The organism is Mesobacillus sp. ABV4_180 (assembly GCF_056158485.1).
In genome coordinates, this window is sequence record NZ_JBSWTJ010000001.1 from 3,200,920 (window position 1) to 3,226,573 (window position 25,654).

The window sequence follows — 25,654 nt, forward strand, 5'->3', positions numbered from 1 at the left end:
AGTGGAAAGATTTGCTTCGTAAAAAAACAATCGCTTAAATTTTTGAGCCCTTCAAACTTGCGAAGGGCTCCTTCCTTATTGTAAATTGGTTAATAGCGGAAAAACGAGTAAATGCAAGAAATATAACCTGATGAATCTAACAATGTAATTCATTGTTAATTTTTATATTTGGCTGTTTTCGTGTAGACAATTGTTTTGCTTCGAAAGCTGCCCGCAAAAGAGAAAAAGTACATTTTTAAGGAGAGAGATTTTACATGATATTTAAAGTTTACTTCCAGGAATCAAACAAGCAAGTTCCAGTTCGCGAGAAAACAAAAACTATTTATGTACAAGCTGATTCTGAAAGAGATGTTCGGACAAAAATAGCTGACCGCCAATATAATATTGAATATATCGAGGCTGTTGAGGGTAATTATTTTGAGTACGAAAAGCAAAAAGAAGACTTTGAAGTATTGGAGATCGGATAATTTATGAAATTTGTAAAAAATGACCAAACAGCCGTTTTCGCGCTCGGTGGACTGGGCGAAATCGGCAAGAATACCTATGGTGTGCAATTCCAGGATGAAATCATCTTGATTGATGCCGGCATTAAATTCCCAGAAGATGAATTGCTGGGCATCGATTATGTCATTCCTGACTATTCATACCTTGTGAAAAACGAAGACAAGATCAGGGGCCTCTTCATCACACACGGCCATGAAGACCACATTGGCGGCATTCCTTATTTACTGCGTGAGATCAATGTTCCTATATATGGCGGCAAACTTGCCCTCGGATTGATCCGAAACAAACTTGAAGAGCACGGTTTATTGCGCAAGGCCAAGCTGATTGAAATCAAGGAAGATGATATTATCAAATTCCGCAAGACATCGGTTACTTTCTTCAGGACTACCCACAGTATTCCTGATTCCTACGGTGTTGTTGTCAAGACTCCCCCTGGCCAGATTGTACACACTGGAGATTTCAAATTTGACTTTACGCCTGTAGGTGAACCTGCGAACTTGACCAAAATGGCTGAAATCGGAAAAGAAGGCGTACTATGCCTCCTTTCAGACAGCACGAATGCGGAAGTCCCTCACTTTACGATGTCTGAGCGCCGTGTGGGCGAAAGCATCCAGGACATCTTCAGGAAAGTGGATGGACGGATCATTTTCGCTACATTCGCCTCAAATATCCATAGATTACAGCAGGTCACTGAAGCTGCGGTTGCAAATGGCAGGAAAGTCGCAGTCTTCGGACGTAGTATGGAATCAGCGATCAATATCGGACAGGAACTTGGCTATATTACTGCACCGAAGGATACTTTCATTGATTCACAGCAAATCAATCGCCTTCCTGCAAACCAGGTAACTATTTTATGTACAGGAAGCCAGGGGGAGCCCATGGCTGCATTATCAAGGATCGCAAACGGGACACACCGTCAAATCCAAATACAGCCTGGCGATACCGTTGTCTTTTCATCGTCGCCTATTCCTGGAAATACTATCAGCGTAAACCGTACGATCAATATGCTGTCCCGTGCTGGTGCTGATGTGATCCATGGTTCATTGAATGACATCCATACATCAGGACATGGCGGACAGGAAGAACAAAAATTAATGCTTCGCCTTATCAAGCCTAAGTATTTTATGCCAATCCACGGTGAATTCCGTATGCAGAAGATGCATAGTAAACTTGCGACCGATTGTGGAGTGCCAGAAGAGAATTGCTTCATTATGGATAATGGTGAAGTTCTTGCACTCGGTGACAATGAAGTTGGCGTGGCCGGCAAAATCCCTTCAGGCAATGTTTATATCGACGGCAGCGGTGTTGGCGATATTGGAAACATCGTTCTTCGTGACCGCCGAATCCTTTCCGAAGAAGGTTTGGTAGTCGTAGTCGTCAGCATCAATATGAAGGACTTCAAGATTGCTTCCGGTCCTGACCTGATTTCACGCGGATTTGTCTATATGCGCGAATCCGGTGATCTAATCAATGATGCACAGAGCTTGATTAATAAGCACTTGAACAAGGTAATGGAACGAAAAACGACTCAATGGTCTGAAATCAAGAATGAAATTACTGATACACTCGCTCCATTCCTTTATGAAAAAACAAAACGCCGTCCAATGATTTTGCCGATCATTATGGAAGTTTAATTAGATTGAAAAAACGTTGCGACAATCGCAACGTTTTTTGGTGTGTGTATTTATAAATCAGCTATTTGAATCAATATTATTATTTGAAGAAGACCTCGTTTTCTTTCTTACAAAATAGATGACTGCTGCCACAATGAAACCTGTAATTAAGAGGATTGGCAGATTGCCCACCAGGAAAACAATGATTCCAGAACCTGCAGCTAGCAGCAGATTAATGTTCTCCGCAAATTGCTTTTTTATTTTCTGCCATGTATTCAGATTTTCATTATCAATTTTTGGGACAGGCACATCATTTTCTTCGAGGTAAATTGTCACGGTCGAGAAGGATGTCTGGTTCTCCAGGAACTTCTTTCTGCCGGAGATTTGCTCGATTTCCTCCTGAACTTTAGCGAGATCATCTGAAATTTTTAGTAAATCCTCTGTTTTTTGCGCTTGTTTCATAAACTCCAGCAGCCTTGCTTCCACCGCCTTCTTGGATTTCAACCTCGACTCAAGGTCGACATATTCCTCGGTAACATCCTGTCCGCTTACCTGACGGTTGTTGACTTGAACAGACAATCCCTCGGCATCATTCAGGAATGCCTGAAAATGCTGTTGGGGGATCCTGAAGGTCATCGTTCCGCTCTGCCGTTCCCCATCATATCTATTCGAATCGGACTGGACGATATAGCCATTATAGCTCTTTGCTTTTTGTTCAAGAGAATTCCGGGCTTTTTCGAAATGTTTCACCCTCAAACTCATTTCTGCATTAAAGATTACCATACGATGGGTAGTCGCTTCCTCATTTGGATTTGTGCTGTCTGGGTGATCCGCCGCTTCTCCAGCCTCTTCCTTCTTCTCTTTTCCACCGGAAAGAGCGATTTCTTCACTGCTGCTATTCTCCATTTCACCAGACGACATATCCCTGTCAGCACTCATATTACTCTCTTCTTGTGACTTTCCTCCGCTGCAGCCAGCAAGCAAAAATAGCAAAGATAGAAAGATAGCCAATCTCCTTTTAAACAACGAAAATCCCCCTCGAATTACCTCTTTTATGAAGGAGACGTAAATATTGTAAAAATGTTACATTATTCAAAAGAAAAAGCCTTCACGGAGAAGGCTTTTTACACAGCATCAAGCATATTGAATTGGGCCTGGACAAGATCATAATATTCACCCTGAAGCGCCATTAATTGCCCATGGTTTCCTCTTTCAATAATCAAGCCGTTTTCAAGCACGAAAATATTGTCCGCTTCCCTGATTGTTGATAATCGATGGGCAATGATGATAGAGGTTCTTCCTTTTAATAATGTTTTAAGAGCCTTTTGGATTTTCATTTCTGTCTCCGTATCGATGCTGGCAGTGGCTTCATCCATGATCAGGATTCTTGGATTAGCCAGCAATGCACGCGCAAACGAGAGAAGCTGTCTTTCTCCAACTGAGAGAATATTTCCACGCTCTTCGACTTCTGTCTGATAGCCCTTAGAGAGTTTCTCAATAAAATCCGCAGCACCAACAGCTTCAGCAGCCGCTTTTACCTCTGCTTCTGTCGCATCCGGCCTGCCAAAAAGGATATTATCATAAATCGTACCTGAGAAAATAAAGGTGTCCTGAAGAACGATACTGATATATTTTCGCAAACTTCCAATTGAAATTTCTTTCAAATCATGACCGTCAATCAGTACCCTGCCTGATGTAGGGTCATAGAAGCGACTGATTAAATTCGCAATTGTCGTTTTCCCAGAGCCTGTGTGGCCAACCAATGCAACGGTCTGGCCAGCGTGCATTTCCAGGTTGATTCCTTTTAAAGCAGTCCGTTTTTCATCATATGAGAAGACAACTTTTTCGAATTCTATTTCTCCTCTGACATCGTTCAATTCAACTGGATTGTCTGCCTCGGAAACGATGGGCTTCTCATCCAGGAATTCGAAAATCCGTTCAGAAGAGGCCATCCCCATCAAGAGTTGGTTGTAAACCTGGCCAAGTCTTGAGATTGGTTCCCAGAACATCCCCAGATAGAATGCAAATGAAACAAATACACCGATTGAGATGGTTCCATTTTGGATTAAATGAGCTCCGTACCAGATTAAAACTGCCGTTCCGAGCGCATTAGTCAAATCAACCAGCGGACGGAACATCGCATTTTTCTGTGAAGCCGACTTCCAGCTTTGGAAGGTTTCATCATTGACTCCATCAAAGAAAGCCATGTTTTCTTTTTCCTGTGTAAAAGACTGTGTAACCCTGATCCCTTGAATACTTTCATTCAGATGGGAATTAAGTTTGGATTGTTTTAAGCGCACATCTTGCCATGAACGCCTGATATTTTTCCTCAGCTTCGTTGAAATCAAGAACATGATTGGCAAGATAACCATAATGGCAAGTGTTAGCTGAGGGCTTAATGAGAACAGGATAAAAAAGACCCCGATTAACAGAACGATATCCATTAATAGATTGATAACTCCGTTGGTGAACAATTCCTGCAACGAATTAATATCATTCATGATCCTTACCAGAATTGAACCGGCCGAACGCTGGTCGAAGAAACGGTGGGAAAGATTCTGGACATGGGTGAATAAATGTTTGCGCAAATCATAAATGACATTCTGGCCCAACTGGTTCATCCAGCGGATCCTGAATATATTTGCTATATAGGCAGATGTATATAGTCCAGCAATTATCGCGACCAGCCAAAAAAGCATGGCACTGTCCTTATTTTTCACAGCCCGGTCAAGCGTATAGATTCCAATGAGGATCGGGATCGCCAGCCTGACTGCTGTTGTAATCAATACCATGGCAATGGACAGCGGAACCAGAGTTGTCTTGTAAGGCATCATATAACTGAAAAGCCTTAGCATCTGGTTCCAGTTAAAAGGCTTATCAATTACCTGGTCAGTAGAATATTGAAATCTTTTTAAAACTTGTGGGTTGCTTTTTTTGCTCAAAACCTTCCCCCCTGAATTTTCACTATTACACTTAATCGGTTGCACTGATACTACACTGGCAAGCATAACGGTCCTCAATGCCTCAGCCAGTTTGTGTTACTTTTTTCCGGTCCTTAAATTGAATATCATAGATTTTTTGATACGTTCCGCCAGTTTTGATTAATTGTTCATGAGTGCCTCGTTCAGCAATTGCCCCATTTTCCAATACGAGAATTTCGTCTGCATGTTTTAATGAAGATATTCTGTGGGCAATTATGAAGGTTGTCCTCCCCTTCATGACTTCAAGCAGTGCCTTCTGGATCTTGAACTCTGTCTCCATATCTACAGCACTTGTGGCATCGTCGAGAATCAAAATGCTTGGGTTGACACAGATTGCCCTGGCAATCGCAATCCTTTGTTTCTGTCCGCCAGATAAACCCATTCCTCTCTCTCCAAGAATCGTATCGTAACCGTCCGGCAATTCCATGATAAAGCTGTGCGCTTGTGCCCGTTTCGCTGCGGCAATGATTTCCTCCATCGTTGCGTCGGGTTTTCCATAAGAAATATTGGCTTTAATGGATGAGGAGAATAAGAATGACTCCTGCAGCACAATTCCAATACTGCTCCGCAGGGAACGCAATGAATACTCTTTTAAATCCCGCCCATCAATCAGGACCTTACCTTCTGCCGGCTCGTAGAACCTGGTCATTAGCTGTGTAAGGCTGGTTTTTCCTGAGCCAGTCGAGCCAATCAGGCCAATTGTCTGACCTGGGCGTGCCTTGAACGAAATATTATAAAGTGCTTCATTATCATCATCACCATAGCGGAGTGTCACACGATCAAACTCTACATCACCAGATAGCTTCTCCGTTTCTAAGGCGCCATGCTTTTCTTCAATTTCAGCATCCGCCTCAAGAATTTCCAATAGTCTTTCCCCAGATGCCTTCGATTGGGAAAATAAATTAACCACAAATCCCAGATTCATGATTGGCCACATGATATACCATACAAGGCTGTAAAATGCGACCAGTTCTCCAGGCTGCAATGAACCGTTCATAACAAGGTAACCTCCATAGCCAAGAAGGAGGACGACACTTAAATTGCCCATGTATTCCATCAGTGGAAAATACTTTGCCCAGATGTCTGAAGTAAATAAGTACTTATCTTTATAATCCCCATTGGAATCATTGAATCTGCCAATCTCATAATCTTCCCTGGATAAAGATTTGACTGTATTGATTCCACTGATATTTTCCTGGACCTTCGTATTCAATTTGCCAAAGGATTTCCGGATTCCCCTGAATGCAGGGTGGACTGCTTTATCAAACTTGTAAACAGCGATTGCAAGGAAAGGAAGCGTAGCCAGTGTGACAAAGGTCAATGATATTGAATAGTAGAACATCACCGAAAAGCTTATTCCAATCAATAAGACAAAACGGATCAATTCTGAAAAGCCGAAGCTCAGGAAAAAGCGAAAGCCCTCTACATCAGCTGTAAGCCGCGACATTAGGTCACCAGTCTTCGCATTGTCGTAGTATTTAAAGGATAGAAATTGGAGCTTTTCATAAAGCGAGTTTCTTAACTTATAAACAGAGTGAATACCAAACAAGTCGCCAGTATACTGATAAATATAAGTACAAACACCTTTAACGAGCATGAATCCCACAAAACTTGCTGCCAGAGCAGGTATAAGGCTATATCTCCCGCCGATTACCGCCTCATCAATTGTAATCTGGAGAATCATAGGATATACAACAGTAATTGCAGTAACAACCAGCATAAATAAAATTGACCAAATGAAATAGTTTTTATAAGGCCAGTAATATTCCTTCAGTTTTTTGAATGTCTCCATTCATTCCCCCCCTTTGGAACTAAAAGATTCATTTTAGTATCGTGCGCTTTATATTGGAAAAGCTTAACAAAATCCAAAGGCACGTATACATTAATATATCGGGTTTCGAAATATATTTCCAGTCTTTTTTAAGAATTTTTTTATTTTTTTGTATATAGGAATACTCAGTTAATTAAACAAAAATAAACGGCCGACTTGAGTCGGCCGTTTGCATTACTTTGATTTAACTAATTCATCCAGTACGCGGTTCACGCGTTTTTCCAGCATCTTCATTCCGCTGCCGCCTGCCTGGAAATGTCTTAACTTTCCGTCCTTATCAAAAACATAATAGGCAGGGACATACTGATTTTCAAACGCATCCGTTAACTTATGATCATTATCCACGAAAATAGGCTGGGTGATGCTGTGTTCTGCTGCTACCTTTTTGATTTCATTCATATTCAAATCGTCTTCAGATCTCGGCATATGAACGGCAATGACATTTAACTTACCTTTATAACTATCCCGGAACTCATTGATCTGAGGCATTGCTACCTTGCACAGGTGGCAGCTGATGGACCAGAAATGTATAAGGCTGGGTCTTTCACCGACCAATTGCTCCCTGGTTATCTCGCCATTCAGCCATTCAGTTGCCCCAGTCAATTCCGGCATTTGTTCATGCAATCTCATTTTCATCACCTCAAATAATATTGGTTTGTTCAGATAATGAAAGATTACTTGTTTTTATACTTGATGTACTTAATGAGCAACTCTATCGCTGTGCCAATTGCTTTTTCATCTGGATTCAGCTTGGCGTGATGAAGTCCATAGCCAGAGTTTACACCGAGCCAGAACATGAAGCCCGGTATCTCCCTCAGCATATAACCGAAATCCTCACCAGTCATTGCTTCACGGCAAACTATGACTTTGACTTCTCCTTGTGCCTCTGCGAACTCGATGAATTCACCGGTGATTTCCTCATGGTTGTATACCTGATGGTACATTGCTCCGTAATCAATTGCTGTTTGGCATTGATACCCTACTTCAATCCCCTTGACAAGGGATTCAATTCTCTCTTTGACCCTTGCCATGGATTCAACTGAAAGTGTTCGAATGGTGCCCTCTATCCGGGCTGTTTCTGCTATGATGTTCTGCACTGTTCCTCCAGTAATCTTGCCGATCGTGACCACTGCACTGTCCAGAGGGTCAATATTCCTTGCTACAATTGATTGTAATTGTGTCACTAGGGCACATGAAGCGACAATCATATCGTTTGTATTATGCGGATAAGCAGCATGCCCGCCTTTTCCCTTAAGATCTATGAAAAGCTCGGAAGTGTTGGCAAATAAAAGGCCTTCTCTTGTAGCAATTGTGCCCACAGGATATTCCGGTGCAATATGAAGAGCCATGATCATGTCTGGCTTCCACTGTTTCATGGTATCAGTTTTTAGCAATGGTTCAGCGCCGCCTGGTCCCTCTTCAGCAGGCTGGAAAATAAAGAGCAAGTGATCATCCACTGGATTTTCTACAAAGTGCGTAATCACACCAAGCGCAATCGTCATATGGAAATCGTGGCCGCATGCATGCATCCTGCCTTCATGTGTTGATGTGAATTCCAGGCCGGTTGCCTCTGTAATAGGAAGACCATCAATATCTGCACGGTAGCCAATTGTTTTCTTAGGATTTAAGCCCTGGATTCTAACAAAGGTCCCTGTTTTCCATGTCTTAATTTCGATCCGTTCCTGCGGAAGCTGGTGTAAATAATCCAGCAAATAAGCCTGAGTTTTAAACTCCTGAAATCCAAGTTCAGGAATCTGGTGCAAATCTCGTCTGATTTTTATAAACTTATCAAATACCATAGAGCTCTCTCCTTATACGAAAAGCGCAAGCGCCTTGGTCAGCCCCTACAAGCGCTGATGAGCCGACCGTTGAAGTCGTTCTTTGACTTCATTGGGCGGATCAAAGCGTCTCGAAGGGCTTAGGCGCTGGAGCTGGACATTTTTCAAAGAATGATATACATTCCAAGCTTATAAAAGAAAGCGCGGATATTTGATCCACGCTTTCTCGCTTGCTGTCTGCTATTAAAGCTGGCGAAGCTCCTGTTTGATTTCAGTTTTTGATTTTGTCTTTTCATCAATTTGCTTGATTACGCGTGCTGGTGTTCCGGCAACAACTGTATAAGGCGGGACGTCTTCAATGACGATCGCGCCTGCAGCAACGACTGCGCCCTTTCCAACCGTTACGCCTTCAAGTACCACCGCGTTCGCGCCAATTACTACATCATCTTCTACAACAACCGGCTTTGCTGAAGGTGGTTCAATTACACCAGCAAGCACGGAACCTGCACCGATATGGCAGTTCTTGCCTACAGTCGCACGTCCGCCAAGAACAACGTTCATATCGATCATTGTACCTTCACCTACAACAGCGCCGATGTTGATGGAAGCACCCATCATGATGACAGCATTGTCGCCAATTTCAACCTGGTCCCTGATGATTGCGCCTGGCTCGATACGCGCTTTGATATTCTTCATATCCAATAATGGAATAGCAGAGTTCCTGCGGTCATTTTCAACTACATACTCCTCAATTTTAGCCTGGTTTGCTTCGATTGCCGGGTTAATTTCTGCCCACTCGCCAAAGATGACGCCAGTATTGCCAGAAATGAAAGTCTTTGTATTTTCGCCAAAGTCGATTCCTTCAAGATCACCCTTGATATAAACCTTCACCGGTGTCGCTTTTTTGCTATTTTGAATAAACGAAATGATTTCGTTCGCGTCCATCATCTTCATAATAATGTTACCCTCCAGTTATGTATTTTTCTAAAAATACTTTAACAAACAAAAGTATTGAAAACAAGAAAAACTATTTTTCATTATTGTAGGTATCCATGATGTGCTCTTTGACAATATCAATAAAAGCCTGTACCTGCTTTAGCTGGAAAGCAGATTCGTAGCCGAGCAGCCAGGTGTCCCTTCCAAGCGGCTCGTTATTCTCGTCATGCAGCGGTACTTTAAAAATATCCTTCTCTGCACCATTCAAGGTAATTGCGGGTAATATTGCATATCCAATTCCATTGAAAGTCATCTGCTTGCATGTTTCGATTTGATCAACGATGATCGTTCTTTTTGGCGCTGTCTGGAATTGTCTCAGCCACCAATCCTGGATTTCCTGATAATAATTCGAGTCACTTTTAAACTGGATAAAAGGCCTGTCAGTCTCCAGTACCTGTTCAGGGGTGGTGATTTCTGTATCGACAAGATAAAGATTGTCTTTAAAAAGATGTAATTTGACACCTTTCCAATCCGGTGTTCCCCTGATGATCCCAATATGGACCTGATCCTCGTACAATGCCTTTGAAATTTCGCTGCTCCAGCCGGTCACAAGAGAAATCTTTGCCTGTGGATACCGGCTCACATATTTCTTCAGTACCTGGGGGAGCCAATTTTGGCCAACTATGGATGCAACAGCTATTTTAAGGGTTCCATACACTTCAGAATTTAATGCATGGATGGATTCCCTTGCTTTTTCCTCCCTGGTGATCGTTTCGTTCACAAACTGAATAACGACTTCCCCAGCTGGAGTTAAGGTAAGCCCTTTTTGAGAACGCAAGAAGAGCTTGGCTCCCCAGTCTTTTTCAATTGTCTGAAGTCTTTGAGACAAGGCAGGCTGTGAAACAAATAGTCTTTCTGCTGCTTTTCTCATGTTCATCTCATGAGCGAGTACTGATAACAGGTGGAATTCTGAAATTGATGACATTGAAGAACCTCTTTATAAGTTTTGCATATATTATAATTGATATCTCTCGCATAAACATTATCAATATATCCATTATTCTGTTGTTGTCTCTTTTTTAGGCAGGAAAAGGATGAATAACAAACTGACGATCGCAAAAAGCAATACAACGATATACACGGAATGAAGCGCATTTGTCAGGGCATCCTGCAGGAGGGCCTTCAATTCAGCCGGCAGCTTCATCCGCTCAGCTTCGTTAAGGAGCACATTCGCGGTGTCTATTGACAGGTCTTGCTCCTCCGCCCCATTTTTCTTCATAAATCCAATGATACTGCTATTGAGGATCCCACCAAGCAATGCTGCTCCAACGGTATTGCCAAGGTTCCTCATGAACATATTGGCAGCGGTCGCAATCCCTCTTTGCTGCCAGGCGACAGTACTTTGAATGGACACAATAAAAGCAGTACTTGTCAGCCCCATTCCAACCCCGACAAAAAATGATCCTGCAGCGGCCCATAGTGGCCCAGCCTCAGGCTCCAATGTCACAAACAAGATGCTGCCAAGAATCAGCGCTGCTCCTCCGATCAAAGATGTCGTTCTGTAGCCAATTTTTAAAAGGAGGCGCCCCCCCACCGCTGCTGCTATTGGCCAGCCAATTGACATTGCTGTCAGAGTAAAACCGGCGACAATCGGTGATCTCTCCATAACTCCCTGTACAAAAGCAGGCAAGAAGCTTGAAATGCCAATCAGCATGACACCTGTTGCCAATGAGGTCATATTCGCAATGAAAATCGACCTTTCCTTCCAGATATTAAATGGCATCATTGGTTCAGCTGCTCTTTTTTCCTGGAGAATGAAGAGAATAAAAGTCAAGACGCTCACACTGATCATCCCGATTGTATTTGGTGAACTCCACGCCCAGTTCGTCCCTGCTTCCACGAGGACTATCATCAAAGTGCTGATGGAGACCGTCAATAGGACCGCACCCGGGTAATCGATTTGGTGCTTCTTTTTCTCAATATTTTCATGCAGGTACAACCACAGACCTGCGATCGCAAGGATTCCTAACGGAACATTGATCCAGAATACATATCTCCAGCTGGCATATTCGACTAGAAGACCTCCTAGTGCTGGACCTGAAACTGCAGAAATGCCCCACACACTTGATAGATAGCCCTGTACCCTTGCTCTTTCTTCCTTCGAATAGATATCGCCAATGATTGTCGTTGCAATCGGCATAATAGCCCCAGCACCGAAACCCTGAATGAACCGGTAAAAGATCAGCATTTCCATCGTTTCTGCTGTCCCGCACAAAATCGATCCAATCAAGAAGACTATGATTCCAAATGTTAAAATCGGCTTTCTGCCAAATAGATCTGACAGTTTGCCATAAATCAAGACCGTAACGGCATTCATTAATAAGTACGCCGAGAAAACCCAGCTGTATAATGCAAAACCGCCGAGATCTCCTACTATCGCAGGCATAGCCGTTGATACAACGGTACCCTCGACTGCACCCATAAACATGCTCAGCATGACTGTTGCCAGGACAAAAGTACGTTTCGTTACCCTTTTGTTCATTTTTTGCTCTGGATTCCCTGCTTGTCCCATACCTTCACCTCAAACGGAGTAAAAAATTCAGCCCCCGCGGACGGGAGCTGTTGGCTTGTGCTCTATCTCTTATTATGTCTCTTTACTTGTTTAGTTAACTGCAGCAATACTGTCCTTCTCGTCAGAATCCCCTCGAAAATCCCGGATTCATCTTCAATGCAGAGAAAAGGGTTGTCAACAAGCAAATCTAATGAGGATTGAAGATTTGAATTGATGCTGATTCTGGGAATTTGCTTGTTCATGGCTTCCTCAACCCGCTTTTTCTCTAGTTGTTCAAACTCTATTCTTTCGAGTCCAAGGATGGAATCCATAATGATTGGTGTACTGATCAAACCCAGAAGGCGATAGTGGGGGTCAAGGACTGGAATAGCGGTATAACCGCTCTTCGTCAATACGAGTAGAGCATGCTCGAGGCTATTGCCGATTTGAACATGGGCAACGCGTTCAGAAGGAATCATCAGGTCTTTAATAGTGATTTCCAAAAATTCACCGCTGTGAAGACTAATCATGGCGAAAACTCCCTAAAATGGATTTCTTTCCATTATATTTTATCACAAATTATATACTGACGCCTACATTTAGTTTATACAAGAAAAAAGGGTTTATTAAATGATAATTTTTTCAAAGTCTCGATTAAAAAGAAAAAAGGACCGCATTGGTCCTTTAATTTTATCCTTGAAGATTATTGAATAAGATCGAAAATCTCGATTGTGATCATATCAATATTGTCAAATTGATACTTCTTTGGCTTCTCTTTTTCGTTGTATATTTCCAATTCGTATGTTTCCGTTTTTGGATGATATGTAACCTGGCATTTACGCTCACCATTCACTTCAAAAAAGCGTTGAGCAGGTTCTCCTCCATTGGACTGCTCTTGCAGATTCTTTAAACGAGTAATAATTCCCTGAAGCTGTGACATTGCTTCCTCTCCTTTCAAAACAAAAACCAATTAACTAACAATAGGTTTCTCAATTGGCATATTTATATCCATGTAAAATGATTTCAGAATATTCTATACATATTTCTTTACATGTCAATATTAACAGAATAAAATATTGTCAGACGATGTACAAGTAAAAGCTTTGCTAAAAGAGGTGTTTTTTTGAAAAATCCTGTGAAATTATCCGAAAATGTATACCTTATTGATGATTACGATTTAGGTATGGCTGAACGGACTGGAACTTACGTGCTGACAGAAGAATATGTCACCATTATCGAAACTTCTGCTAGCCCTTCCATTCCATATATCCTGCAAGGATTGGATTACCTGGGAGTTAGACCGGATGACATTGCCTACATAATCGTTACTCATATTCACCTCGACCATGCTGGAGGTGCTGGATTGATGCTTGAGCATTGTCCAAATGCAAAGTTAATCGTTCACCCCAAGGGAGCAAGACATTTAGCTGATCCATCGCGTTTGATCCAGGGTGCAAAAGCAGTATATGGAGATAAGTTCGAGCAATTATTTGAGCCAATTGTGCCAATTCCAGAAGGTCGCCTGTTGGTAAAGGGAGATGGGGACAGCCTGATGCTGGGAGAAAATATTTCCCTAAAGTTTTTAGATACTCCCGGCCATGCCAGCCATCATCTCAGCATTTATCACCCTTTAACCAATGGAGTATTCACCGGGGACACAGCAGGCATTTTTTATCCTCAGCTCGACCGGGAAGGAATTGAATTCTTCCTTCCGTCTACATCTCCAAATCAGTTCGATCCGAATTTGATGAAGCAGTCTATCAAGCGATACAAGGATTTAGGGATTGAAAGAATCTATTTCGGGCACTATGGCATGTCTGAAAACACCCATGAAGCATACTCCCAGGTAGAGAAATGGCTGGATATATTCATAGAGGAAGCCAGATTGGCAGCAACAGAACATGCCGATCCAGAGAAGCAGATCAGGGGCATAACCAACGGAATCTATGGTAAAGTTAAGGCTCACTTAACTCAACAGGGACTTGCTGAAAACCATCCAATTTACGAACTTTTGCACTTGGATATAAGCGTCAGTGCCATGGGACTAGCTGATTATTTGAAAAAAAATGCTGGAGGAACCCATTAATATGAATGACATCATCGTGTATACCCAAAATGACTGCCCTCCCTGCAAGATCATAAAAATGTTCCTTAATGAATATGGCTTTGCCTATACTGAAAAGAATATTAATGAAGATGATCAAAGCAGGCAGGAACTAACCAATGTTTATGGTTCTTTTTCAACACCAACCATCGTGATCGGAGAGGAAGTCGTCACAGGTTTTGATCTTGAGAAGCTAAAGAGAGTTTTAGAGATCCATGATTAACACCCAAATAAACAAGAGGTGCCAGGGATAATGGCACCTCTTGTTTATTTTATAGTAACCCGAACAATAAGGTTCTGTTTTCATTTCTGAAGACAATCCCCATCTCCATAAAGGTTTTCAGTGAAGAAAAGCTTGGGCCATAAACTAGATTTTTTGGAAAAGGCAGATCCTCCTTGACAGCTTTTTCTACCTGTTTTCCAGCTGTTTTTTCAGGATATGCTTTTTTGATTACTTCCTCCGGTACCTGATCGTATAAGTAATCAGCCACCTTCCATTCCCCTTCCTCATTGACGAGTTTCAAGCCTTCGTAGTGGTCCTCGTAGCTTACTGGTCCTTCTCCATTAGCAGGGAAATACTCAACCACAAAGATTTCATTTTCCAATTCAACCACTTTTGTCTTTTCCGAAAATGCATAAAAAGGAATGTAATATGGTGCGAAATCTGTTCCATATGTCTGGTACTGGTTTTCCTGTCCGACAACATTTTCATCAATGAATCGGGATTTATATTCTTCTGTAAAATAAGGATCAAGAACCGCTTCGATTTCTCCCATTGTTCGTTCTTTTTCACTTAATGAAACTTGTGAATTAAACGCGTCTTCGAGAAATTCAAAAACCTGTTCCCGGCCTTCCATATTTGATTGGGCATAAGTATTGACTGGTATCAACAAAACTAGAAATGAAAATAATAAAAATGATAGCCTAGTTCGCTTGTCCATTTTTCTCCCCCTTTGCCGTGATGACTAGTAAATATAATTTTACCAACATTTTCCCGGTACGATTACGAAAATCATTCGTAAAATAACATCAGCATCTGACATAAACCATCGTTTACACTCTCAATTTACCCTCATAAAACTCGAACTAACGCAAATCATCAAAAAAATTGTGGTTTCATAAGGAACAAAAAAAATAACCCCCTATATGGAGGTTAATAACGAGCTGTTGTTACGGCAAAATATACAACAAACAACAAGGCAATGGATAGGACGATTATATAGGTCAAAAAAATCGGGTTGCGAATATATGCGTGCTCTTGTACAGCACCTGGGACCTGGGAATCGATATTGCCCTGTACTCTTTTCTGCGACTTGCCGAATGACCAGGTATAGAAAAGTCCGGCAACCAGAACCCCTGCTCCGGCCAATAGCAGCATTGTCGTAAAGATGCTCATGTAAATCCCCCTTTTTCGAAGGCTGTATCTATAAATTGTGCTTAATCCGAATTGTTATTCGTTTTTCGGCCTGTTAAAATAACCCTTCCCTTTCATTTAGGTACGATGCACTTAAGTCGACAAACAAAAATTCGTTTTCGTTCAAGGGCACTGAAAAAGTACGGATAATCTCTCCGGACTCAATATCACTATACCGGTCGCTGAGGATTCCTTTTTTCCCAGTTCTCATCCTGATGATGTTTTCAAGGAAAAACGGGCGCCAACTCCAGTTTTTTTCCAAATATTCAGGCTGGAGTAGCCAGCTGTCACCTGATTTAAAGAGGTTTGGTGATTTCTGAAATCCATCTTCGTCACAAATATACATCCGGAAAGCAATTCCATTAAGGTTCTTTCCTAGGAAAATCAATAAGTCGCTTGGATTTTGTTCCTTTTTATTCCGATTGAACAAATCCTGGAATTTTACATGCAATTCATTCCTTAAATCAAAAAAAGACTGAAGCCTTTTCTTCTCGGATAAAATAAACCCATGGATTTCACTCTTTAACTGATTTTTAAGAATGTCTGTTTCCGCTAAATTCCTTTCAGGCTTTCTAAGGTAATATCCCTGATAAAATCTGCCGCCATTCTTCCAGGCAAACTGGAGCTGGTAAGGTGTTTCAATGTTCTCGAATAACAGGGTTGCACCGATTTTGCGAGCAAGGATTGATAAAGAGTGAAGAACATCCAGGTATCCAGGTCCGGAATGATTCGACCTCAGGGTGGACATGTCTATTTTTAAAATTTCAGGCTCGATTCCGGCAATCCTGTCCAAGTGGCTGCTTTCATTCCCAACTTTATCAATGGCGATTTTGATCCCAAATGATTTGTAGTAACTTAACAGATGCTCAAAATGGCTATGCTCATTACGGTCAGAAATTTCGAGAACAATCTGTTCAGGTCGAATTCCTTTCTCTGAGTAGGAAAGGATCAACTGGAGAAATTGCTCCCCGTCATCCAGCATCAATAACTCTGCATCCCTATTCACAAACCAGAGAATATCATTCACACTGTATTGAGAAGCCATTTCCAGCGCTTTTACCAACACGGTATTATCAACTTCCAGCCGGTACTCTTCCGGAATTGTCTCGTCCTCAAAAAAAGACTCAAGACTCATGACATTTGTTCCGCTGTTATATCGTCCTAAAATCTCATATCCGATGATCCGATGTTCTTCCGCATTAAAAATCGGCTGAAAAAATGGAATGACATTCTCAAGGTCAGTTAATATATCAAGGGCATCCATTTTAACTCAACTCCTCCCCAAACTTCCATAAGACCTTAGGATCCGCTTTTTATGACAAGGGCGTTATGATCCCTATATTCATTACATTTATGGGTAATGTTTTCTCTTTATTTTGATATGAATGATTTTACCATAATATGAGTAATCCCTCAGTAACACTGTTTCCATTTTCCTCATGTTATAAAAGCAGCGTATTAACCAAAAAATATGACTAGAGCTTATGGAAGGATGATGACATGAAAACGTGGCATTTCATTGGCATTCTTCTTCCTTTGCTTGGATGCAGCCACGGCTCGCCCGCCGAAAATGAAGTGCGTACACAAAATTTTAATGAAGCACCAATTACAGTTACAGAAACACCTGAGCCAATTCAGGAAAAGGCAGTCCCAAAACCCATCCAGAATAATGAAAAACCACCAGAAATTAAAAGTAAGACTCTGCTGAACGTACCTTTGATTAAACAAAATCCGGAACTAAAATACGGATGTGAAGTAACCAGCCTGGCAATGATGTTAAAGTATGCCGGTGCTGAAACAGATAAAATGAAGCTTTTCCAGGAAATCGAAAAAGATCAGGACCCTTTAAGAAGATCCTCCAGAGGGGATATCATAAGCTGGGGAAATCCTGCTGAAGGCTTCGTCGGAGATATGACAGGAAGACGTGCAGGCTATGCTGTCTTTGACAAACCTATGGTAGTATTGATCAATCAGTACCTGCCGGGAAGAGCCGTCAATTTGACAGGCAAAAGTTTCGAGGAGGTCATCGCCCATGTTTCTGCAGGTTATCCTGTAGTGGTTTGGACTACTGGCGACTACCGCCTTCCTGACCGCTGGGAATCATGGACACATGGCAAAGAAGTCATTAAAACGCCACTGGACTTACATGCAGTCGTCCTGGTCGGATATGAAGGGAATACTGTGTATTTAAATGACCCTTTATCCGGCAGGAAGCAGGTTCCCGTGAACAAGCAACGTTTCATCGAAACCTGGAAAGCAATGCAATCAAGGGCTGTCAGTTATAAATGACGAACCGATAAGGCTGGATTCCCGGCCTTATCTTTTTTATTTATCCTTCTCTTTTCTCACCAGTGACTCATGCAGCCTGGCAATCGAACGGACAATGGTTTTCTTTTTACCGATTCCTTTTGCCGATACTGAGAGACCATTGAATTCAGCGACCACATTCCCAAAGGCACCCAAAGTGGCAAAACCATAAACAAATATTTTAATGTATCCATTCTTTGCAGGAATAAAAATCATCTCGATTCGCATATCATAGTCATTCACAGGACAACACCTCTAAAATAAAATTCTTATGTCCTGTTTCTTCCCTTCTGCCAAATATTAAAAACCCATGACGCTCAGTGTGTGCACGACTCTTCCCTAAAATGGCACTTCTATTTTTCAAGTAAGTTTGCTAGTATAGTAGAGAAAATTTGGAGATAGGTTGGTATTTTCCATGTCTGAGAAATTGTCGCGAAGAACGTTCATTAAAAGGATGGTTGGAAGCGTACTGGCTGTTGCAGCAACAAGCACAGGCGGCTATTATTATGCCCGGGAATTAGAACCGCGCATGCTGGCTGTAACCCGCCGAACCATTAAAAATAATATCTTGCCTGCCGGTTTCAATGGCATGAAAATGATCCAGTTCAGCGACACTCATATTGGGTTCCAGTACACTATGGACCAGCTGGATGAACTGATCAACAAAATAAATAAAATGCAGCCAGATTTTATTTTTTTCACTGGTGATCTGCTGGACGATCCACGCCATTTCAAAGAGGAAAAAACGCTCATTACCATGCTGAGCCGCCTTAACGCACCTCTGGGAAAGTTTGCAGTATACGGCAATCATGATCACGGTGGATATGGATCGGACCTTTATAAGCAAATCATGGAACAATCAGGGTTCAAACTATTGTTAAACACGTCTGCTAATGTCAGACTGCTCGATGGCAGCTCTCTCTGGGTTGCAGGGATCGATGATGCCATGCTTGGCAAGCCGGATATTGCCGCAGCCATGTCAGGAATACCTCAAAATTCATATACAATACTTTTATCTCATGCACCAGATATGGCGGATGAAGCCGTCAAGTATCCTGTTCATCTTCAGCTTAGCGGCCACAGCCATGGCGGGCAAATCCAAATACCTTTTTACGGACCATGGGTCACTCCACCATTTGCCGAGAAATATGTTGAAGGTTTCTATACATTAGGCAATGATCATAAATTGAAGCTCTATGTGAACCGGGGTCTGGGTACGACCAGACTTCCCTTCAGGTTTTTATCACAGCCTGAACTTGCTGTATTCACTCTTCAAAATAAAAAAACAAGCAGATGACACTCACCTGCTTGTTTTTTGGTTTAAAATGAATTTCTGCTCAGCTTCATAGGAAGTTAAAGGCTTTGCGAAAAAGAAACCTTGTGCCTTTTCACAATCTGCATCTGCCAGGAAATCAACCTGGCTCTGTTCTTCGACGCCTTCGGCAATCACTTCCATACCAAGGCTTTTTCCCAAATGGATGATGGTTGTAATAATCGCCGCATCTTTACCGTTGTATTTGATATCCCTTATAAAACTCTGGTCTATTTTTAAAACATCAATCGGGAACTGTTTCAAATAACTCAATGATGAGTAACCTGTCCCAAAATCATCTACCGAAATCGTGATTCCCAGCTCTTTCAGCCTTTTCAGGATCGGAATCGTCTCCTTTGTATCCTGCATGGCACCTTCTGTAATTTCAATTTCCAGTTGAGACGGATTAATTCCGTATTGATCAATCGCATTCCTTATCGTCCTGACTAAATCAATCTGCAGGAATTGTTTAGGAGAAATATTGACTGCAATCCTGATTGGCTTTCCAGTCTTCTCAGTCCATTCCTTGATTTGTCTGCAGGCGCTGTCAATAACCCAGTTTCCGATTGGAATAATCAAACCTGTATCTTCGGCAAGAGGAATGAATTCTGCTGGCGATATGAAACCTAACTCTTTGTTATTCCAACGCAGCAATGCTTCAAAGCTTGTGATCTCCCTCGTGAACAAATTTACTTGCGGCTGATAGTAAAGCTCAAGCTCACTTCGCTCGATCGCCTTACGCAAATGAGCCTCGAGGGTGATAATATTATGCCCTGTGGAATTCATATCTGATCGGTAAAACTGATAATGTGCCTTTCCTTTTTCCTTTACACTATACAAAGCCTCATCGGCGTTCTTAATCAAAGTTTCCGCATCTTTCCCATCGTTTGGGAAAAGGCTGATGCCAATGCTTGGGGTGATATAGTATTCTTGTGAATTGAAATAAAAAGATTCATTGAACCTGGACAGCACCTTCTGGGCAAACTCTCCGGCCCCCTGCCTCCCGGTATTTTCGAGGACGATGATGAACTCATCGCCTCCCTGACGGTATACAGTACACTTGTCCTTCTGTATATCAGATAATCTTTCGGCTACTTGCTTCAAAATCTGGTCCCCAACCAGATGTCCAAGCGTATCGTTCAAATATTTGAAACGATCGATATCAATAAATAGAAGCGCGAATTCATCGCTTTTCCTTTGGTTCATTTTTACAAGATCATCAAGATGCTCAAGGAGTGCGCGTCTGTTACGCAACCCTGTCAACTGGTCATGAAACGCCATATACTTTATTAGTTCGGTGGTTTTTGCCTGCTCGGACAGGTCGCGAATGATGATGTACATGCCTTTTATTTCGGAATGGATGACAATCGGAATCGTTTTGAGATGGACCGTCAAGTTCTGCCCTTTTCGATGGATGAAACGGCAGTCAAGCGATTCCATGGCGTTTCCAGCCTTTGTCTCTTTCAGGATATCATGAAAGGAAGGTAAATCAGTCTCCCGTATTAGACCGGTAATCTTTTTCGACTTCAATTGTTTGATTGTATAGCCTGTAAGCAATTGTGCTGCCGGATTCACATCGAGAATTTTACCTTTCAAATCGATTGAAAAAACCGCGTCAAGGTTATGGTCAATCAGGGAGCGAAAACGCTGCTCACTCTCGATTAGCCTGTTCTTTTCCTTATTATTCTCTGTAATGTCACGGGTAACGGCAACGACATACTGAACAACACCATCTTGATCCATTATTGGAGAAAGCAGTGTTTCACCCAAGACCCGCTGGTCGTTTTCCAGATTAACCTCATCATAGAAGACGACTTCTTTTCCGGTTTTTACCGTCTTGAGATAGTGCTTATACAATGGATTAGCCCTGTAGGCCGGCAGCACCTCTTCCATTGTCTTGCCCATATCCATAGGATTCATTCCAGCATGCAACAGGCCGTTTTCATTGGCAAACAAGTAACGAAGCTGGAAACCAGTTTCAACTTTCATAATAAAAACCAGGTCCTTGACATGCTTGAAAATGATATCCGAAATCATCTGTTCGATTTTCCTGGAAGCAGGCATGCTCCTTCTATATGCTAATCTGGATTGCTTAGTCTGATTCATCTTACCATCCTCATTCAATAAGTACTAAAGTACCTGGTCCGTGATTTCTTCATAGTTTCATATTCCTATTTTACCTTTAAAAATAATGAAAGACGATAATAATTTTTATAATTTTCAATCATTCGCTAAAAAACGACATTTTGCTACCTGTCTGTAATAGGAGAAACTCTAATTCCTGATTCTGCATAAGCTGGAGATAAGGAGGAGATTCCATGCAGCACATCGTAAAAAGAGGAGAAACACTGGCACTGATCGCTGCGAACTATCGCAGGCCGCTTCAGCAAATCCTTGCAGCAAATCCTGGAATAGTGAATCCTGCACTTATCTTTCCAGGCCAAAAAATTACCATTCCAGGTCTTCCAGATCCCTATTCGATTCCCTACTCTATCTCAGTGTCATTAGGCGGCAAAAGGCTCACATTGTTTCGAGCCGGCCAGTTGATAAAATCATATCCAGTCGCCATCGGAAAGATGCTGACCCAGACACCGGTAGGGGAATTTGTTGTTGTCAACAGAGAACCAAATCCTGGGGGACCATTTGGTGCCATGTGGCTATCACTATCAAAATTGGGATATGGAATCCATGGCACCAACAATCCCGCTTCAATTGGAAAAGAAGTCTCAAAGGGCTGCATCAGGATGCATAATAAAGATGTACTGGAGCTTGCAAGACAAGTCCCAAATGGAACGAGGGTAACGATAACCCGATAAGAATGGACATTTCTTGAAGTGGACTTTATACTTCTTTACTTTATAAAAACATTGTCAATAGGCTTCTGTTTCTCAATTGAACAAATTAAGGGTATAATAGACTTATGCTTTTAAAAGAAAGGAGCCTATTGCCATTGAGTAATGAAAGGAACAATATCCCCCAACTCCGTCCAACGATCGAGAACCTCTCACAAGCGATCTTCACTGTGAACCGTCATGCAAAAACTGCTCCAAACCCAAAATTTTTATATCAGTTAAAACATGATGGAATAAAAAAAATGCTTGAGGAAGGAAAGGCTAAGAAAACTGGATTGCATTTTTCCAATAATCCAAGAAACAGTCAACAGCAGTCAGACGTACTAGTTGTTTGCGGAGAGTATACCTTCCATATACCGCCGACGAAACAAGATTTTGAACAACTCCCCCATTTAGGTAAACTGGATCAATCAGTGAGGAACCCTAAGTCTTCCATTTCTTTGAACACTGCGAAAAGATTATTGTCTGCCTATACAGGACTTAAAGAAGCTCGTGAGCCATTAGGAACTGGGAACACAAAAAAATACACAAAACCTGTGTTCAAGAAACTCGGTGAACGATACCCTTAAGGAGAAAGCTGGATCCCCAGCTTTCTTTTTTTAGATTCTGTTAAATTGGGCTGTTGATTTTCGTTCCAGGCGCTTCGCTTTCCGCGGGCAGTCTGGGAGCCTCCTCGGCGCTTGAGGCGCCTGCGGGGTCTCCCATGACTTACTCATCCCGCAGGACATTGATTTGGCTTCCTGAATTTACCCACGCACGAAGGAAATGCGGTAGCATTTTCGAGGAGTCTTCGCGCCTTCCACTACAATCAACAGGTAATAGAAATCAACATTGGGTAATAACAGAGCGTTATTTTAAGTCTATCATTAAAAAATCTTATAAAATCAATTCGTCGATTTTCAGGACTAATTCACTGATTTCAGGTTTGCTGATTTGGGCATCCGCACCTACCATATTTCCCTTATGGCGCAGTTCATTCGTTATCAACGAGGAGAAGATGATAACCGGCAGTTTCGCCAGAATCGGATGTTCCTTTATTCTCCTGGTCAAATGATGGCCATCCATCTGCGGCATTTCAATATCCGTGATCACGAGCTGAACGGTATCTACGAAACTCGTTTCATCCTTTGCAAGATGTTCGAGATACGAGACCGCATCCTGCCCATTCTCAAAGAATTCAATGTATTGGAAACCCGCTTCATTCAATGTATCATGCAGCATTTTCCTCAACATCGGTGAATCCTCTGCAACCACGATCCTTTTCATAGATCTCTCCCTTGGCCCAAGTTTTTTGACATCGCTCATCTTGATACCAGAATCAGGATTGATTTCAAGAAGGATTTTTTCAAAGTCAAGGAAAAGGATCATTTCCCCTCCAAGTTTGATTACTCCTATAACCTGGCTTTCCTGTCCCTGGTACATCTCCGAGGGCTTCTCAATCTGAGTCCATGAAATGCGATGGATCTGTGAAACTGTATGTACATGAAAAACAGTCTTCTGCTGATTGAATTCAGCAACAATGAACTTGTCCTGTTCCGGGCTGGCGGAAGGTGGCAAGCCAAGAGCTGCAGCAACATCAATGACTGGAAGCACCTCTCCCCTCAACTCCATGATTCCCTCCACGTAAGGGTGGGCATGCGGAATGGCCACTACTGGAACAGGTATCAAAATCTCTTTTACTTTCATCACATTTATTGCAAATTGATTTGTTCCGATTCCGAACTCGACGATTTCCAGCTCATTCGTGCCGGACTCTAATAAAATACTGCTTTCCTTCATTTCGCTCTTCCTTCTCTATATAAAATAAGTACCATATACCTATTATCGGTGAATGAAAATGAACTGTTTAGCTGGAAAAAAGCGACAGAATATATAGCAACTTAAAAAATCAAACGGGCTCTCGAATGAAAGCCCGTTTACAAAAACTCAGTAGGAGATCCACTCCTGAAAGAATTGATCATCATTCATCTTGAAATAGGATTTAGTAAAACGAATCCATTCGGCTGTATCAACCTGTTGATAAGAATAAAGTTCAACATATTTATTCAAATAGTCGAATGCCTCTTTTTCTCCACCTGTGAGCTCCCAAAGCTTCACTGAAGGAGTTTCATAATTCGCACCCATAAAGCCCCCATTTAGGTATTCGTGCAAAGGCAGATGAGCAAGTGCAGTTGTTTGGGCAGCATGTTGTTTTGCGAATGTGAAAGTCTCTTCAGGAGTCTTTTGATCATGTCCAATCATAAATAAGTAGGTGGCAAAATTCGTTAAGCCTTCATCGATAAACACGTCATAGTAAGGGTCATTATTAACCATTCCATAAAACCATTGGTGCGCTATTTCATGGATAAGAGCATGGTATTGTGAAACCCTTCCTTCATTTTTCAGTTCCCCATTCAATTGGCCGATTGTCACAATACCAGGGTATTCCATTCCCCCTTCGTCCGCTATGATATCAATCTGTTTATGCGGGTATTGAGATAGTTTGGCGGAAAAGTAGTTTAACGCTTTAACGGAGGTGTCTAAAACCTGTTTAAGGCTGTCGGTTGGAGCCACTCCTGCCACCCTCACTTCAACGTCACCAGAAGTCTGTTGAACCACCTCCATATTTTTGGTTAAGGCCATGTAAAACTCTTTGACATTTTGACTTTCAAGTTCGCCACTTTTGGAAGGAACTGCAGAGTCATTATCTGCTGTACTCAGGACCAAATATTCTTCTGGCAGACTATATTTCACTTTAAAATCGCTATAATCAGTAAAATAAGATTCTCCTGACATGATGTAATCTTCTTTTCTCCAACCAGAATGATAGGTTGCAAGCATCGGGTACCACTCAGCCAAATAGATATTGTTAAAATTATTTGATAAACGGTATCCAAACTCGGGTGCCTTAAATGCATAACTCACCTTCACTGACTTTTCGTCCCCTGGTTTAAAGCCCTGTTCAAGAGGAAGATACAGTGTATCATGGCTTAACAGATAATCTGCTTTCTCCCCGTCAAGTTCAATTCTGCTAATAGATACTTCTGCAGCATCATCCAATGATTCGGGCTTATTTTCTTCGGTGAATGCGTTTGGTATAAAATAAAACACGATTTCATTCCACACATCTTTAGATGTATTTTCAACTTTCACTTCAGCAGTCACTGTGAATTTTTCATCAGAATCCATTGTTAAATCAAGATTGTAGCTTGCTTTATTTTCATTTTGTATAGGGGCTGGCTTAAAATCAGTAATAGGCTCACCAGGTTTTCCCCCCTCGATTTTTCTCTGGGCAGCCTTCGGATATTCCGGTATTCCATTTTGCTTTTCCTCTTCAACAGGTGCTTCTTTGATTATTTGTTCTTTTTTAGAATGATCTTTCTGTTCTTGCTTTTCCTGTACAGTATTTGCATTGTTACTGCAGGCTGAAATTAGAGTGATTGCTATTAAAATCATCATAATCTTTTTCATTTTTTTCCCCCTTATTTATCT

Annotated in this window: 25 protein-coding genes; 8 read left to right on the plus strand and 17 right to left on the minus strand. The window is 41.8% G+C overall.

Annotated elements, in window-relative coordinates:
• Positions 1-254 precede the first annotated feature (254 nt).
• On the plus strand, positions 255-467 hold the full coding sequence (locus ACXAEA_RS16455; RefSeq protein ID WP_475096950.1) for a DNA-dependent RNA polymerase subunit epsilon: 213 nt from the start codon (positions 255-257) through the stop codon (positions 465-467).
• Positions 468-470: 3 nt separating this feature from the next.
• On the plus strand, positions 471-2,138 hold the full coding sequence (gene rnjA, locus ACXAEA_RS16460) for a ribonuclease J1 (protein ID WP_475096951.1): 1,668 nt from the start codon (positions 471-473) through the stop codon (positions 2,136-2,138).
• 57 nt (positions 2,139-2,195) lie between these two features.
• Here the strand turns inward: rnjA and ACXAEA_RS16465 are convergent, their stop codons facing one another.
• The 10 genes from ACXAEA_RS16465 to ACXAEA_RS16510 all read right to left on the minus strand — a co-directional run bounded on the left by ACXAEA_RS16465 (position 2,196) and on the right by ACXAEA_RS16510 (position 13,134).
• Complete coding sequence (locus ACXAEA_RS16465) at positions 2,196-3,143, minus strand: DUF4349 domain-containing protein (RefSeq protein ID WP_475096952.1); 948 nt, start codon at positions 3,141-3,143, stop codon at positions 2,196-2,198.
• A gap of 98 nt (positions 3,144-3,241) precedes the next feature.
• Entirely contained in the window at positions 3,242-5,059 is a 1,818-nt protein-coding gene (locus tag ACXAEA_RS16470; protein ID WP_475096953.1) for an ABC transporter ATP-binding protein, read from the minus strand.
• A gap of 82 nt (positions 5,060-5,141) precedes the next feature.
• Positions 5,142-6,890 carry an ABC transporter ATP-binding protein gene (locus ACXAEA_RS16475; RefSeq protein ID WP_475096954.1) on the minus strand — a complete coding sequence of 583 codons (1,749 nt, stop codon included), beginning with the start codon at positions 6,888-6,890 and terminating at the stop codon, positions 5,142-5,144.
• Between the two features lie 213 nt (positions 6,891-7,103).
• The gene (locus tag ACXAEA_RS16480; RefSeq protein WP_475096955.1) at positions 7,104-7,559 is read right to left on the minus strand and encodes a TlpA disulfide reductase family protein; all 456 of its coding nucleotides are present in this window, start codon (positions 7,557-7,559) and stop codon (positions 7,104-7,106) included.
• 44 nt (positions 7,560-7,603) lie between these two features.
• Positions 7,604-8,728, minus strand: a complete 1,125-nt coding sequence (locus ACXAEA_RS16485) for an N-acetyldiaminopimelate deacetylase (protein ID WP_475096956.1) — start codon at positions 8,726-8,728, stop codon at positions 7,604-7,606.
• A gap of 222 nt (positions 8,729-8,950) precedes the next feature.
• Positions 8,951-9,661, minus strand: a complete 711-nt coding sequence (dapD, locus tag ACXAEA_RS16490) for a 2,3,4,5-tetrahydropyridine-2,6-dicarboxylate N-acetyltransferase (RefSeq protein WP_475096957.1) — start codon at positions 9,659-9,661, stop codon at positions 8,951-8,953.
• A gap of 73 nt (positions 9,662-9,734) precedes the next feature.
• Positions 9,735-10,628: a LysR family transcriptional regulator gene (locus ACXAEA_RS16495; RefSeq protein WP_475096958.1), complete on the minus strand. Its 894-nt coding sequence runs from the start codon at positions 10,626-10,628 to the stop codon at positions 9,735-9,737.
• A 72-nt stretch (positions 10,629-10,700) separates the two neighbouring features.
• Positions 10,701-12,215 (minus strand): MDR family MFS transporter, encoded by a 1,515-nt coding sequence (locus ACXAEA_RS16500; protein ID WP_475096959.1) that lies wholly within the window; start codon positions 12,213-12,215, stop codon positions 10,701-10,703.
• Positions 12,216-12,277: 62 nt separating this feature from the next.
• Positions 12,278-12,724 (minus strand): cyclic-di-AMP-binding protein CbpB, encoded by a 447-nt coding sequence (gene cbpB, locus ACXAEA_RS16505; protein WP_475096960.1) that lies wholly within the window; start codon positions 12,722-12,724, stop codon positions 12,278-12,280.
• A gap of 173 nt (positions 12,725-12,897) precedes the next feature.
• Positions 12,898-13,134, minus strand: coding sequence for a YkuJ family protein (locus tag ACXAEA_RS16510; RefSeq protein WP_251478007.1), 237 nt, complete (start codon positions 13,132-13,134; stop codon positions 12,898-12,900).
• 183 nt (positions 13,135-13,317) lie between these two features.
• Between ACXAEA_RS16510 and ACXAEA_RS16515 the strand changes: the two genes are divergently transcribed.
• Positions 13,318-14,280 (plus strand): MBL fold metallo-hydrolase, encoded by a 963-nt coding sequence (locus ACXAEA_RS16515; RefSeq protein WP_475096961.1) that lies wholly within the window; start codon positions 13,318-13,320, stop codon positions 14,278-14,280.
• A gap of 1 nt (position 14,281) precedes the next feature.
• A complete protein-coding gene (locus ACXAEA_RS16520) occupies positions 14,282-14,521 on the plus strand; it encodes a glutaredoxin family protein (RefSeq protein WP_475096962.1) in 240 nt (79 codons plus the stop codon).
• Positions 14,522-14,570: 49 nt separating this feature from the next.
• Here ACXAEA_RS16520 and ACXAEA_RS16525 read toward each other — a convergent pair whose 3' ends face one another.
• The 3 genes from ACXAEA_RS16525 to ACXAEA_RS16535 form a co-directional block, all read right to left on the minus strand.
• Complete coding sequence (locus tag ACXAEA_RS16525; protein WP_475096963.1) at positions 14,571-15,239, minus strand: DUF3993 domain-containing protein; 669 nt, start codon at positions 15,237-15,239, stop codon at positions 14,571-14,573.
• Positions 15,240-15,451: 212 nt separating this feature from the next.
• Positions 15,452-15,694 carry a hypothetical protein gene (locus tag ACXAEA_RS16530; protein ID WP_475096964.1) on the minus strand — a complete coding sequence of 81 codons (243 nt, stop codon included), beginning with the start codon at positions 15,692-15,694 and terminating at the stop codon, positions 15,452-15,454.
• A 73-nt stretch (positions 15,695-15,767) separates the two neighbouring features.
• Complete coding sequence (locus tag ACXAEA_RS16535) at positions 15,768-16,976, minus strand: EAL domain-containing protein (protein WP_475096965.1); 1,209 nt, start codon at positions 16,974-16,976, stop codon at positions 15,768-15,770.
• A gap of 236 nt (positions 16,977-17,212) precedes the next feature.
• Here ACXAEA_RS16535 and ACXAEA_RS16540 point away from each other — a divergent pair, with 236 nt between their 5' ends.
• Positions 17,213-18,001 (plus strand): C39 family peptidase, encoded by a 789-nt coding sequence (locus ACXAEA_RS16540; RefSeq protein WP_475096966.1) that lies wholly within the window; start codon positions 17,213-17,215, stop codon positions 17,999-18,001.
• A gap of 36 nt (positions 18,002-18,037) precedes the next feature.
• Here the strand turns inward: ACXAEA_RS16540 and ACXAEA_RS16545 are convergent, their stop codons facing one another.
• Positions 18,038-18,262, minus strand: a complete 225-nt coding sequence (locus ACXAEA_RS16545) for a hypothetical protein (RefSeq protein WP_475096967.1) — start codon at positions 18,260-18,262, stop codon at positions 18,038-18,040.
• A gap of 172 nt (positions 18,263-18,434) precedes the next feature.
• Here ACXAEA_RS16545 and ACXAEA_RS16550 point away from each other — a divergent pair, with 172 nt between their 5' ends.
• The gene (locus tag ACXAEA_RS16550) at positions 18,435-19,316 is read left to right on the plus strand and encodes a metallophosphoesterase (protein ID WP_475096968.1); all 882 of its coding nucleotides are present in this window, start codon (positions 18,435-18,437) and stop codon (positions 19,314-19,316) included.
• 3 nt (positions 19,317-19,319) lie between these two features.
• Here the strand turns inward: ACXAEA_RS16550 and ACXAEA_RS16555 are convergent, their stop codons facing one another.
• On the minus strand, positions 19,320-21,437 hold the full coding sequence (locus ACXAEA_RS16555; protein ID WP_475096969.1) for an EAL domain-containing protein: 2,118 nt from the start codon (positions 21,435-21,437) through the stop codon (positions 19,320-19,322).
• Positions 21,438-21,649: 212 nt separating this feature from the next.
• Here ACXAEA_RS16555 and ACXAEA_RS16560 point away from each other — a divergent pair, with 212 nt between their 5' ends.
• Together ACXAEA_RS16560 and ACXAEA_RS16565 are read left to right on the plus strand one after the other, a co-directional pair.
• A complete protein-coding gene (locus tag ACXAEA_RS16560) occupies positions 21,650-22,147 on the plus strand; it encodes a L,D-transpeptidase family protein (RefSeq protein ID WP_475096970.1) in 498 nt (165 codons plus the stop codon).
• A gap of 134 nt (positions 22,148-22,281) precedes the next feature.
• The gene (locus tag ACXAEA_RS16565; RefSeq protein WP_475096971.1) at positions 22,282-22,752 is read left to right on the plus strand and encodes a YkyB family protein; all 471 of its coding nucleotides are present in this window, start codon (positions 22,282-22,284) and stop codon (positions 22,750-22,752) included.
• A gap of 307 nt (positions 22,753-23,059) precedes the next feature.
• On the opposite strand, the gene ACXAEA_RS16570 is transcribed toward ACXAEA_RS16565, so the two are convergent.
• Both ACXAEA_RS16570 and ACXAEA_RS16575 read right to left on the minus strand, forming a co-directional pair.
• On the minus strand, positions 23,060-23,962 hold the full coding sequence (locus tag ACXAEA_RS16570) for a chemotaxis protein (RefSeq protein WP_475096972.1): 903 nt from the start codon (positions 23,960-23,962) through the stop codon (positions 23,060-23,062).
• A gap of 147 nt (positions 23,963-24,109) precedes the next feature.
• Complete coding sequence (locus tag ACXAEA_RS16575; protein ID WP_475096973.1) at positions 24,110-25,633, minus strand: M1 family metallopeptidase; 1,524 nt, start codon at positions 25,631-25,633, stop codon at positions 24,110-24,112.
• Between the last annotated feature and the right edge of the window lie 21 nt (positions 25,634-25,654).

Excerpts from the sequence above, each read along its gene's own strand:
- cbpB (WP_475096960.1), bottom strand. The coding sequence starts at position 12,724 with ATGATTAGTCTTCACAGCGGTGAATTTTTGGAAATCACTATTAAAGAC.
- ACXAEA_RS16530 (WP_475096964.1), bottom strand. The coding sequence starts at position 15,694 with ATGAGCATCTTTACGACAATGCTGCTATTGGCCGGAGCAGGGGTTCTG.
- ACXAEA_RS16525 (WP_475096963.1), bottom strand. The coding sequence starts at position 15,239 with ATGGACAAGCGAACTAGGCTATCATTTTTATTATTTTCATTTCTAGTT.
- ACXAEA_RS16560 (WP_475096970.1), top strand. The coding sequence starts at position 21,650 with ATGCAGCACATCGTAAAAAGAGGAGAAACACTGGCACTGATCGCTGCG.
- ACXAEA_RS16520 (WP_475096962.1), top strand. The coding sequence starts at position 14,282 with ATGAATGACATCATCGTGTATACCCAAAATGACTGCCCTCCCTGCAAG.
- ACXAEA_RS16540 (WP_475096966.1), top strand. The coding sequence starts at position 17,213 with ATGAAAACGTGGCATTTCATTGGCATTCTTCTTCCTTTGCTTGGATGC.
- ACXAEA_RS16485 (WP_475096956.1), bottom strand. The coding sequence starts at position 8,728 with ATGGTATTTGATAAGTTTATAAAAATCAGACGAGATTTGCACCAGATT.
- dapD (WP_475096957.1), bottom strand. The coding sequence starts at position 9,661 with ATGAAGATGATGGACGCGAACGAAATCATTTCGTTTATTCAAAATAGC.
- ACXAEA_RS16570 (WP_475096972.1), bottom strand. The coding sequence starts at position 23,962 with ATGAAGGAAAGCAGTATTTTATTAGAGTCCGGCACGAATGAGCTGGAA.
- ACXAEA_RS16510 (WP_251478007.1), bottom strand. The coding sequence starts at position 13,134 with ATGTCACAGCTTCAGGGAATTATTACTCGTTTAAAGAATCTGCAAGAG.
- ACXAEA_RS16495 (WP_475096958.1), bottom strand. The coding sequence starts at position 10,628 with ATGTCATCAATTTCAGAATTCCACCTGTTATCAGTACTCGCTCATGAG.
- ACXAEA_RS16535 (WP_475096965.1), bottom strand. The coding sequence starts at position 16,976 with ATGGATGCCCTTGATATATTAACTGACCTTGAGAATGTCATTCCATTT.
- ACXAEA_RS16475 (WP_475096954.1), bottom strand. The coding sequence starts at position 6,890 with ATGGAGACATTCAAAAAACTGAAGGAATATTACTGGCCTTATAAAAAC.
- rnjA (WP_475096951.1), top strand. The coding sequence starts at position 471 with ATGAAATTTGTAAAAAATGACCAAACAGCCGTTTTCGCGCTCGGTGGA.
- ACXAEA_RS16555 (WP_475096969.1), bottom strand. The coding sequence starts at position 21,437 with ATGAATCAGACTAAGCAATCCAGATTAGCATATAGAAGGAGCATGCCT.
- ACXAEA_RS16455 (WP_475096950.1), top strand. The coding sequence starts at position 255 with ATGATATTTAAAGTTTACTTCCAGGAATCAAACAAGCAAGTTCCAGTT.
- ACXAEA_RS16575 (WP_475096973.1), bottom strand. The coding sequence starts at position 25,633 with ATGAAAAAGATTATGATGATTTTAATAGCAATCACTCTAATTTCAGCC.
- ACXAEA_RS16480 (WP_475096955.1), bottom strand. The coding sequence starts at position 7,559 with ATGAGATTGCATGAACAAATGCCGGAATTGACTGGGGCAACTGAATGG.
- ACXAEA_RS16500 (WP_475096959.1), bottom strand. The coding sequence starts at position 12,215 with ATGGGACAAGCAGGGAATCCAGAGCAAAAAATGAACAAAAGGGTAACG.
- ACXAEA_RS16550 (WP_475096968.1), top strand. The coding sequence starts at position 18,435 with ATGTCTGAGAAATTGTCGCGAAGAACGTTCATTAAAAGGATGGTTGGA.